At 72.5% G+C, this 10,947-nt stretch carries 9 protein-coding genes; 2 read left to right on the top strand and 7 right to left on the bottom strand.

Annotated features, from left to right (window positions below):
- Positions 1 to 162: 162 nt before the first annotated feature.
- The 7 genes from AB8A24_RS41900 to AB8A24_RS41870 all read right to left on the bottom strand — a co-directional run bounded on the left by AB8A24_RS41900 (position 163) and on the right by AB8A24_RS41870 (position 9,508).
- Positions 163 to 513 carry a hypothetical protein gene (locus AB8A24_RS41900; RefSeq protein ID WP_369479127.1) on the bottom strand — a complete coding sequence of 117 codons (351 nt, stop codon included), beginning with the start codon at positions 511 to 513 and terminating at the stop codon, positions 163 to 165.
- A 30-nt stretch (positions 514 to 543) separates the two neighbouring features.
- Positions 544 to 2,607, bottom strand: coding sequence for an HAD-IIB family hydrolase (locus AB8A24_RS41895; protein WP_369479126.1), 2,064 nt, complete (start codon positions 2,605 to 2,607; stop codon positions 544 to 546).
- A 32-nt stretch (positions 2,608 to 2,639) separates the two neighbouring features.
- Positions 2,640 to 2,828, bottom strand: coding sequence for a hypothetical protein (locus AB8A24_RS41890; RefSeq protein WP_369479125.1), 189 nt, complete (start codon positions 2,826 to 2,828; stop codon positions 2,640 to 2,642).
- 666 nt (positions 2,829 to 3,494) lie between these two features.
- The gene (locus AB8A24_RS41885) at positions 3,495 to 4,058 is read right to left on the bottom strand and encodes a hypothetical protein (RefSeq protein ID WP_369479124.1); all 564 of its coding nucleotides are present in this window, start codon (positions 4,056 to 4,058) and stop codon (positions 3,495 to 3,497) included.
- A gap of 29 nt (positions 4,059 to 4,087) precedes the next feature.
- Positions 4,088 to 4,348, bottom strand: a complete 261-nt coding sequence (locus AB8A24_RS41880; protein WP_369479123.1) for an EF-hand domain-containing protein — start codon at positions 4,346 to 4,348, stop codon at positions 4,088 to 4,090.
- A gap of 54 nt (positions 4,349 to 4,402) precedes the next feature.
- On the bottom strand, positions 4,403 to 5,137 hold the full coding sequence (locus AB8A24_RS41875) for a hypothetical protein (RefSeq protein WP_369479122.1): 735 nt from the start codon (positions 5,135 to 5,137) through the stop codon (positions 4,403 to 4,405).
- Between the two features lie 249 nt (positions 5,138 to 5,386).
- Positions 5,387 to 9,508, bottom strand: coding sequence for a hypothetical protein (locus AB8A24_RS41870; protein WP_369479121.1), 4,122 nt, complete (start codon positions 9,506 to 9,508; stop codon positions 5,387 to 5,389).
- A 195-nt stretch (positions 9,509 to 9,703) separates the two neighbouring features.
- On the opposite strand from AB8A24_RS41870, the gene AB8A24_RS41865 reads away from it, so the two are divergent.
- Entirely contained in the window at positions 9,704 to 10,012 is a 309-nt protein-coding gene (locus tag AB8A24_RS41865; protein WP_369479120.1) for a hypothetical protein, read from the top strand.
- 450 nt (positions 10,013 to 10,462) lie between these two features.
- Complete coding sequence (locus tag AB8A24_RS41860) at positions 10,463 to 10,657, top strand: hypothetical protein (protein WP_369479119.1); 195 nt, start codon at positions 10,463 to 10,465, stop codon at positions 10,655 to 10,657.
- Positions 10,658 to 10,947 lie beyond the last annotated feature (290 nt).

The following is a 10,947-nucleotide window of genomic DNA, read 5'->3' as shown; positions in this document are numbered from 1 at the left end:
AGATCAGCCTCGCCCTCGCCTGACCCCCGAACCCCACCGCCGTGCCCGACCCACACCCCGACAACCCCGGGCACGGCCACCCGCTAAAGGACCCGGGCCTCGCCGGTCTTCCCGGCCGCCGCCGTGCCGTCTTCCCGGCCCCGCGAAGCGCAGCACCCGGCGCTACCGGCCGCGCCCCGCCGCCTTCGCCGGGGCGGCCTGTCGCCGGTGGGCGGGGACCGCGGCCGGGGCCGGCGTGTCGGGAGCCGCGGCAGCGGGATGCTGGTGGAGCGGGAGCGGGCGGCCGCCGGAGAGACCCGGGGCCGGGAGGACCAGGGCGCGCAGCCGGCTGCCGAGGTCGAGGTCGAGGTCACGGAGAACGTCCAGGCCCTCGGTCAACGGGCCCCAGACCCGCTTCACATCCGTACTCGCGGGCGCGGGCGCGGCCCACGGATCCACGGTCCCCCGCACCCGCGGCGCAGCAGCGGGCGCGCCGGTGGCCGAGGCGGGCCCGTGGCGGGCGATGACCGCCACCAGGCCCGACGGGCGCGCCCCGGGGGATCGTCAGCGTGTCTGCGGGGCAGCGCTGGCGCGGATGGCTGTGATGACCGTACGCGCCCAGTCGGCGGGGTCCGGGGTGTCCAGCAGGGCCGCCAGACGGGCGATATGGGTAGCACGTTCGTCCACCGGCATGGCCAGCGCGGCTCGCAGGGTGTCCACCAGGTCGTGCGGAAGCAGTGGGTCGGTCAGTACGGCCGCGCTGCCCAGGTGCTGGGCGACTCCCGCGTGGCGGGAGAGGATCAGGACGCCCGGGCGGTCGGCGGCGTGGTGTGCGGTGATGTACTCCTGGGCCGTGAGGTTCATGCCGTCGGCGAGCGAGGTCACCCAGAAGAGGTCGGCCTCGAGGTAGTGATCGACGACTTCGGTGAAGTCGAGGGTGTGGGGGATGTACTCGACGGGTTGCCAGCCGGCAGTGCTCCACCGCTGGTTGATACAGGTGATGGCGTTCTCGAGTGCGGTGCGGGTCGTGTCGTAGGCGTGGATGCCGGGCTCGGGTGGTGGGCAGATCAGGCGGTAGCGGACCTGTTGCCGGAGTGTGGGCTCTTCGGCGAGGAGGGTGTCCAGTGCGTGGATCTTGTGTACGGGGGCTTTGGCGTAGTCGAGGCGTTCCACCGACAGCACCAGCTGGATGCCGTCGTTGTTGTGGTGTGGTCGGGACCCGGCCCGGGAGCGGGCGAGGTGGGTGACGGCGGGGCGGTCGATGCCGAGGGGGTGCACGCCGATGTCCGGGGCGGGCACCGCGGTGCCCGCGAGGAGCCGGCGGAAGTTGTCGGCGCAGTCGGGGGTGTGGAAGCCGGCCCAGTCCAGGCGGGCGAGTGAGTCGCGCAGCTGGTTGGCTGCCGGGATGCGGCGGAAGACGTCGGGGCGGGGGAAGGGGGTGTGGTGGAACAGGCCGATGGTCAGGTCGGGGCGGTCGGCCTTGAGAGCGGCGGGTACGAGCCAGAGGTTGTAGTCGTGGAGCCAGACCGTCGCGCCCTGTTCGGCGAGGGAGGCGATGTGACGGGCGAAGGCGGTGTTGACGGCTTCGTAGTCGTCCCAGTGCGCGGGCCGGTGCCTGATGAGCTCGGGCTGGGACATCAGGGCCGGCCAGAGGGTCTCCTTGCACGTGCGGTGGAAGTAGCCGGCCCACCGGTCGGGGGGCAGCGGCAGGAGAGAGAGCGTCGGGACGCCGTCAGCTCGGGGCGGTGCAGGCGCGGGTGCTTCGCCGACGTGGGCGGCGGCCCATACTGCGTCCAGGTGCTCGTCGGCCAGAGCGGCCTGGAGGGTGGGCAGGATGCCGTTGGGGCTGGGGGGCGGCCGCCATGCTCCGTCGAGCCAGCAGATGGGCGGGCGGTGGTAGCCGACCACCACCGAGTGCCTCGGCGGCCGGCCCTGGCGTTCGATCGCCTGCAGCACGGCGGCCGCTCCGTCAAGGGCCGAATGGTGGACGCGGTCACTGGCAGGGACCCGCGCGGTCAGAGCGGGTTCCGCGTTGGCGACCACGACGGCGGGCGTGCCCAGGCGGAACAGCGAAAGGTCGTTGAGGGAGTCCCCGGCCACCAGCATCGCCCGCCGGGGCCACCCGAGCGTCTGGGCGAGGAGCTCCAGCGCATGTCCCTTGCCGGCTCTGGGCGGTAGGACGTCGAAGTACCGGCCCGAAGCGTACGACCAGGAGCATCCCAGCTCCTCCACCGCACGGATCAGCTCGTCGGACAGGGCATCGGGGGCAAGATAGAAGGAGCAGCGGCCTTCCTGGGGTACCTGCTCCTGGTACACGAGGTGCGGGAACGCCTCCAGCGCCGCCCGGACCCGTCCGGCGCCCGGCCATCCGGCGCGCAGCCGTGCCTCCAGGGCTCGGGCGTGCGCCATGCGGGTGGCATCGACGATGGTGGACCCGACGTCGGCGATGATCCAGTGCGGGGGCGGCAGCAGGGGATCGTCGCGCAGGAGAGCCCGGACCGATGTCAGGCCTCGGCCGGTCGCGAATACGACGGTGATGTCCGGGTCCCCGTTCAGTGCGTCGAGGAGCTGCCGTCGGTCGTGTGGGCTCCCGCCCAGCAAGGTGCCGTCCAGGTCGGCGGCCAGCACCCTGGCTGCGCCTGCCGTTGCCCTGCGGTCAGTCACCACGCGGGGTCGTGGGTCACCGGGTCGATCACACGCGTCCCGTCACAGGCATCGGCGTCCTGCGGCTCCGGCGGGACGTCCTGCAGGTCGCGGACGGCCTGACCGAGCCGGGCCGTACGAAGATCCGCGCTGCCCAGAAGCCGGGTCACCAATTCCCCGGGCGCGTTGAGTGCGGAAGCCACCAACTCATCGATGACAGGACCGGTCCGGGACACAGCACCTCCTATAGAACGGGCAGCAGGGTGGGCCTCTCGGGCGGCGGAGACAGGATGCTCCCAACGCGTCCCGTAGATCCCTTTTCTCACCATATAAGGGGGTGGCGGGTATGGCTCCCTGTACGACGCGCGACGCACCCGTCCCCTCGTACTGGTCCGGGCCGCAACTGGCCCCGTAGAGAAATATGCAGCACCCTGGCCGGCAGAAACGTCCTCACCTGTCACCGTCAAGAGCGCAGTGACCTGTCACCAGCTCAACCACGCCAAGCCCGCACCAGGACGAACGGCCCTCCGCAGGCAGTGACGCCCCCTGTCACGCCGGCCCGGCTCGCGATCGCGTCGAAGTCGACACCGCAGGCGGCGCTCACACAAGGGGCAGCGGGTGCAGGCACGCGTGAACTGGGCGGTGCGGGCGCCGTCCGCTTGACCTGGCCGAGGGTGGCGTTGTGCCCGGCCAGGTAGGTCGCGGTCGGCCACCGGGTCGAGTCGGAAGTCATCGATGGTGAAGCGGATGGCAGCAGCCACTCCGTTCGACTGGGCCGTGGCCCGCACCCGACGAGCCGCGTGCTCGGACGCCGGACCTCGGTCCAGTGGGTGGTTGGGCGGCCCGGCACTACTGCCGCCAGAGCGCTCTGGTCACCGGGCCTCGCCCGCGCACGCCCTATCGGCGCGGACTGCGCCCGACCATAGCCGCGGCCGGCCAGCACCCCGCATCAGAAGCACACCGTTCGGCAACCTGTGTGACATGCGCGGGCGAGGGTTGACCCCTGGCGCTGACACCGCCACTCCCACAGGAGCCGCCTCGCTCGCATCCCCGCACGCGACGGGAACCTCCAGGGCGTTCAGGACGCTGTTGCAGGCGTTTGTGACGTCGAAGACCGGGCAGGACAGCCCGCTCTGCACGGCCACGATGTGCGCGTTGGCGGGTTCCTCGACATCGGCGCTGACCGCTGCGAACAGCAGCAGGCCGATCTCGCCCGGCGTGAGGGCCGCCTGCTCCAGGACACGGCCGACTGCGTGGGAGGCGAGGGTGGAGGGCAGGTCGCCTACGGCGGCGACGATCCGCTCCTCCAGCCCGTAGAGCCGAGACAGCAGGCCGGCCGGAACCCGGACACCAGGGCTGTGCTCGCGCAGCCGGTCCTCGATGGCTCGCGCGCTCTGGCGGCCGTCGGGCAGGTGGACCGCGACCTCGGGTTCCAACCGGTCCGTCTGGGCAACAGGTCTACTTGCTATGCGGGGTCCAGTGGTCCGAGCAGCCACACACCGGAGGAGGTCGGCTCCTCGTTGAAGTAGAACTCACGGATCGCCTGGAGCATGTCGTCCCGGCTGATCAGCGCGTCGGCGTCCCGATCGAGGCGGCCGAAGACCTCTCGAGCGTCCGCTTCAGGCAGCCCCATCAGGGCGCCAAACCAGCGAACCTGCTCATCCCAGGTCAGATTCCCGTCGCCGTCCTCGTCCGCGATGTCCATCAGCGCATCGAGGAACGGCATGTACCCGGCGTCGAAGGGAAGATCCGGAACGGGGCGGCCCAGGGGCCGTGGGCCTCAGCTTTGCGCCTGCTGGAGGAGAGAGATCTGCTGGGCGATCATGGCAGGCGGAAAGGCGCGTATGTCGCGGCCACCGACCGACAGTTTGGTGAACGTGGCGACGACGCTTCCGGTGCGGACCACCGTGTACTGGGTGACGTGTGGGCCCACCTCGGTCGGGGCGGTGATCTCGAACTGCACCGCTTCGTCCCCGAGCCTCGGGGCGGGATCGACTGTGACCGTGCCCTTGTAGGTAGTGGTGGAGGCCGGGCTCTCGTAGTACCGGCAGGTGCTCAGCCCCTCGCGAACCTCCGCGAACACCGCCACCGCGCCAGAGTTCCCGTACGAGGCGAGGGTGGATGCGCCGCCGTTGTCGTCCTTCCAGTTGAACGTCTGGTTCACCACGGCCGGAGCCGGCTGGGAGGGCCGCCAGGCACGGGCGGCTGCCAGCAGCTGTCCGCAGGCAGGATCGGATACCTGGTCCTCCCGGTCGCTGACCTGGAGCTTGCGGACGGAGACGGGATGCCGGTCCGCGTCCGGGCTCTCCTGCGGCAGTGCGGCCGCCACCAGTTGTTCGGCGGTCAGCGGGCGGCTCGCGGAGGCCACGGCGGAAGGGGAGGCGGAGGCGGACTCGGGGGTCGCGAGCTCGGCCGCAGGCTTTCCAGGACCCGCCCCACAGCCGGCGACGGCCAGTGTGGCGACGGCCACGAAGGCCGGCACGCCGGAAGCCCGCAGTGCAAAGCGTATCGGCATGGTCTGCCCCCGGGCACGGTATGGATGATCAGGCGGAGGCTACCTCACCGGAATCCCGGTGACACACGGAATCCCGGTGACACACGGGGCCTCGCTGGTACGCGGGATGCCGCCTGTGGATCTGGCACGACATCCGGGAAGCGGTCACGAATCTCCTTCCGACCTCCGCCGGCGGCGGGGTGCGCAGCCGCCGGCGGTACGCCCAGGCGCAAGCAACGGAGCCGTATTTGCGTGAGGCGTTCAGCAGCATCACGCCTTCGTTTCTGGCCGTGCCGCACTGTCCGCCCAGGCTCGAGTGAACCGGTCGTGCGCGGGTGCCGGGACCGCAGCGGGGGCTTCTGCCGGGGTGGCGGGTTTGGGGCGCGGGGCCTTCGCGGCGGTCAGCTCCTTGCGGACGGCGCGGTGGTGATCGATCGACCAGGAGTTCCAGCGGCGGACGGTGCGGTCGGCCGGGCGGTCGAAAGCGTGCAGCTGGAGCTGGAGGGCGGCCGCGTCACGGCTGACACCGAGAGCCGCCGACACCTCGTCCACCAGGTCCGGGACGCTGAACAGCGGGTTGGTCTCGTACTGGCCTGGCGGAACGGGGGTGGTGGCGGACCGGTTCGCCAGCCGGCGCAGAGCGGTGAGCAGATCGGCGGGCAGGTCCGTGAGCCCGCCGAGCAGGACGCGGGCACCCTGCGCGGCAGGGTCTTCTACCGGGCGCTCGGCGAGAGCCCAGCCGACTGTGGTGGCGGCGGCCTGCATGCCGTCGGCCTCCAGAGGTTTCTCGAGGCGGCCGGTGAGCAGGGCCGTGGACCAGATCTCCGGGAGTCCGTGGTCCGCGGCGAGGGCAGCGGCATGGCTGCCGTCATCGGTGTACGGGGCACTGCCGAGCAGCTGGGCCCAGGCCACGGCCATGCGTCCCGCGGCCGCGGTCACCCCGCCGGGGGCCCACAGCTCGGCCGGGTCGCCGGGCAGAGCGGCGGCGAGCACGGTGCGGCGGCCGGCCGGACCGAGCCGTCGCTGGAACTCGTCGTACGCGTAGAGGGTGTTCTGGTCCGCCTTGTACGGCTTGGAGCGGACCAGCTTGCGGTGCGCACCGTAGTCGTCGCTGCCGGCGAATCCGTCGAGGACCAGGGCGGCGATCGGGCGCGGCACCCCGGTGCGCCAGCGGAACAGGTCCACGGCCTCCTCGGGCACCGGCAGCGGGCCTTGTCCGGCAAGCAGGGCCAGCAGGCGGGGGAGCCGGTTGGTGTCATCGGCGACGACGGTGTGCGTGGCGCACTCCTCGGCATCGGCGGGCACCGGATCGGCTGCTCGCTGGAGAAAGGGGGCGAGTCCGCTGCGGTCCGGCCCGGAGGCCACGGCGAAACCGTCCTCGCGCAGTTGGGTGATCCGCTGCTCCGGGGCCCGGCCGGTCCGCCAGGAGCTGCCGGCCTCCGCGAACGGCTGCCGGCTCCATACGTCGAGCAGTGCCGCGAGCGCCTGTCGCTGCTCGTCGGGTGTGCCCGCGACGACGGTCCGCCAGGCCACGGCATCGATCCGGCCGGTCAGCACCGCCCACTCGGAGGGCGGCGCGGGCAGGGCGAGCACCCGCACTTCGTCGTCGATCTCGCCGCGCAGGTACCGGCCGTCAGCGGCGACCGAGGTGAGGAGGGCGGGCTGTGGCTGCGGCTGCCGTTCCTCGTAGCCGCGCAGGTGGGGCAGCAGGCCGTGGAGGGCCGGGACGAGCCGGTTGTCCGGCGCCGGGTCGGGCAGGTCAACGACCGGCCCGGCCCGCATGACGGCGACCCGGTGGGACAGCTCCCGGCGCCGGCGCAGCACGTCGGCGGCGAGTTGGACGGCGCGGTCGACGCCCTCCCGGACCTGCGGGTCGGTCACTCCGGGCAGGGCGCTCCCGGCGCCCTGGTGCAGCAGCTCGCGCACCGCGGCGTCGGTGACCGTCCGCAGGGCACGGGACGAGGGCTCGTCGCGCGGGGTGAGGAAGTGCCAGAAGGCGGGTGGCGGCACCGGCCCGGCCAGTTCGCCCAGGGTGGCGCGGCTCCGGGACCTGTCGCGGCTGCCGGGGAAGCCCTGTACCTGCCAGAGCAGCGAGTTGTCGGCGGCGGCGTGGCTGCGGATGGTGGTCCCGCCGGCCAGGACCGCGTCCTCTCCGCCGAGCGGCAGGGCAAGGATTCCCCACGGGCGGCGGCCCCAGGTGTGGCTGCGGTAGGAGGCGGTACGGCCGTCGATGGACTCCATCACGAACTCGCGGGGCGAGGGACCCGCGTACGGCGTGCGGTAGTCGACCCGGCAGCCGGTGAGTGCGCCGTCCTGGCCGAGCGGAGAGGGCGGGGCGCCGGGCGGCAGTGCGGCGAGGATCCGGTGGTCGGGGAAGGGCTTCGTGCCGGGCGGGGATCCGGCGGGGTCGTGAAAGGCGGGCAGGGTGCGGTCGGCGGTGGGAACACCGGTGGCCGGGTCGAGGCGGTTCCAGCCGCCGTGGTCCTCGCTGAACACCTCGGTGCTCCAGAAGTCGTGGCCGTCGTACATCTGGTAGTCGCGGTGGCTGATGCCCTCACGGCCGCTGGCCCGCAGGACGCGCTCGCCGTCGAACCGGCCGCCACCGTCCGGGGTTTCGAACTGGTAGCCGAGGCCGCCCTGGATGCTGCCGCCGTAGGGGCGCAGTCCGTACGTCTGCTCCGGTGCGAACCTCTCACCGGGGTGGTCGGACCAGTAGGCGGTGTTGGAGGAGTTGTCCTTGTGCTCCTCGTTCCAGGCGACGAGGAACCGGCCGCCGACCCAGTGCACGGTGTGGCCGAGTGCGCCGTCGGGCAGTTCCAGGGTGTGCTCTGCGCGCAGCCCGGCGTGGTCGACGGCGAGGGCGCGGGTTTCCCCGTACACGGTGAGCACCGGCCAGGTGCAGGTGACGTGCACGGTTTCGTCGGGCCGGAACACGGCGAGGGCCTGGTCCAGGGCGGCCCAGCCCAGCTCCTCGGGGAGCCCGGCCCGCAGGGCGCGGGCCAGTGGGCCGGTGAGGTCGAGTGCGTCGAGGGCCTCCTCGATGCCGTCCAGGGCGATGGCGGTGGGCCGGTCGAGGAGGCCGTGCAGCTCGTCGACGGCCTCGTCGGCGGCGGCGAGTCCCCCGCCGCGCAGGGCGTCGAGCAGCTTCTCGACGCGGGCGTGCACCTCGGCGGTGATGCCCGGATTGTGCGGGAGCCGGCTGATGGCGGTGCCGCTGATCGCAGTGCCGCCACGGGTGCGGAGCCCGGCGTGCACGGTGCCTTCCAGCCGGGGGCCGAACACCGGATCGGTGGCGAGTGCCTTGAGGTCGCGCTGGGAGTGCTCACCCCAGAACTCCAGACTGATCGCAGCACCGGGGTCGTGGACGGGTACGCCCTCGGCGAGGCAGAGGTCGAGGAGGTCGGCGTCCAGATGCGGCCACCGGTAGCGGTCCTCGTGCAGCCGGACCGGGGTGCCGTGCGCGCGCAGCAGTGGGGCGAACCGGCTCACCAGGTCGAAGAGTTCTGCGGGCATGGGCTGGCGGGTCACCCCTCCGCCGCCGACCGTGCGGTGGGAGTATCCGGCGGCGTACCGGCGCAGCCAGCCGCCGAGGCCGCCCTCCGGGGTGATCCGCCCGGCCGCGGCCGCGTCCGAGGCGCCGCACGCGATGAGCAGTCGCAGCCAGGCAGCCGCGTCGTTCTTCGACTCGGGAAACAGGTCGAGGAGGGCGGTGGCCTGCTCGTCGGCGGGCGGGTGGTCGCCGAGCGGGCCGACTGCCGCGTCGAGCAGCCGGTCGGGTATGGCCTTGCCTCGGGCCGCGGCCAGCACCCCGCCCAGCACCCGGGCCTCCTCCTCGCTGCCGAGCCCGGCCGCACGGGCCGAGTCCCGGACCCGGCGGGCCAGATCGGCGGGAAGCTCGCCGGGGGACGCCGCCCAGGCACTCAGCAGGCGGACGAACTCGTGGTGCGCGTCGACCGGTTCCAGGACACCGGCCAACCAGGCCGCCGCACCCCCGAGCTCACTGGCGGGCAGGGCGCCGAACCGGGCGAACAGCAGTAGATTCGCCCGCCGCCAGTCGGGATCGACCGGCAGAGCGTGGGTACGCTCGGCGGCGCGCGCCTGCGCGTAGGCGCGGGCGGCGGAGCGGCGGTGCGTCTCGAGCATCCAATGACCGATGGTGTCCCAGAACCAGGGCAGGTGGGCGGCCGGCAGGCCCCGGGCCAGGCGCTCCGCGTCGTCCACGAACCGGCCGGGCTTCTCCCAGGCCCGGTGCCGGCTGTTGCCCGCCCGTTCCAGCGTGTCGCGGGCGTCGGTTTCGATGCCCGGCCCCTGAGTACGTGCCCAGTCGGCGTACGTCTCGGAGATGCGGTGATTGGCTGGGAGTGGGACGGGAGTTCCGGTGTTGCTGGTCATACGTGTGATCTTGCCAGGCGGTTCTGACAGGGGCTGTTTACGAGTGCCTCTGATCAGGCATGGGTGTCCCGCGATCGTGCCATGCCCCCACCGCCGAGCCAACATTGAACACGTTCAAATCATCTGGCAGGATGGCCGTCGAGAACCCCGCCCCACCGGCGGGGAACGCGGATACCGCCCGGAGGTCAGTGCACCGTGCTCATCGCCCTTCTTGTCTTCCTGATCCTGGGTGCAATCGTGACCCTCCTCCCGGGCGCCGTCATGGGATACGGCTGCGTAGCGGTGAGCGGCAGCATGTCGCTCAGGGCCAGGATCGCGCTGCTGCTGTTCACGGCCGGGGCCACGGCGGCGACGTGGCTGATGCTCTCGCACGCGTGGGGGCTGGAAGCCGCAATCCTGTCGTTCGCCGCGACGGCCGCCTCGGGAGCCCTTTTCCTCACGATCGACATCTCCAAGCGCCGCGCCCCCCGCCGACCGCACCCGGCATGTCAGGTCCGCAACTGAGCCCGGGCCGGTAGGCGGGGTCCACTCGGGCGGTCCGGCGCCCCCGCAGCAGCACTCGCCTACGGCGGCTCCGACGTGTTCCGGCCGGCCGCCGCGTGCTGTTGGCCGTCATGGCGCGGGCGGCGCCGGCGCCCCTCAGGATGTCGGCCGGCGTGACCACGCCTGCTCCGACGAGCACCGCGACGCCGGTTGGCCCGGCCGGGGACGACGGTGGGGCGACGGCGTCCGCACAGGGCGGTCAGAGCGGCGGCGACCGCCGGGGCCCGGCGAACCTCCGACTTGCTGATCACCGGGCCACAGAACCCCGCCCTTGACCTGCGGGAACGAGCGATCCGGGGTCCTTCCCGCCGGGCGGGAAGCCATCACCAAGTCTTGACCGGGGGCGCCCGCCAGGCGGGCCGTCACGGCAGCCCGAGACGGTAAGCCGCGCGTGTGTGCATTCTCCCGCGCATGAACAGCACCAGGTACGGCGAACCCTGCCCCCTCTGCCACGCACCGCTGCTCTTGGACGTGCTCCAGGTGCGCTCCGCGCAGTCCATCTTCCCCGTCGCCGAGCACGTCACAGGGCGCCGGTGCCCCGGCTGCCAGGCGGCCCGGCCCGAGCAGCGGGTGGAGGTGATGCGGGACCACTACGGCGACACCTGATGGACCGTGCGAATGCTGCGCCCCGCCCCCACGAGCCCGCAGCACCCATGCGCGGTGTTCAACATCACTCCGGAGACCGGACTCCGCTACACCCGCTTCTTACACCCCGACCCCACGAACAGCGACGACGTATCCGGCTGCAACATGGAGACATCGTGACCGACCACCACGCTCACCTGCTCGCCGCCATCGTCGAGCTCGGCGGTGAGCTGGAGCTCCCAGCTACCCGTAGCGGCGCTTCAGGGGCGCGGTCATCCCAGAAGGCTGCGCGGTCAGCGCCGGTCGCCGCC

The sequence above is a fragment of the Streptomyces sp. BF23-19 genome (genome assembly GCF_041106355.1).
GTDB classification, from domain to species: domain Bacteria; phylum Actinomycetota; class Actinomycetes; order Streptomycetales; family Streptomycetaceae; genus Streptomyces; species Streptomyces virginiae_A.
The sequence above is the reverse complement of the archived record's forward strand: the minus strand, read 5'-3'. Positions and strand labels throughout refer to the sequence as shown.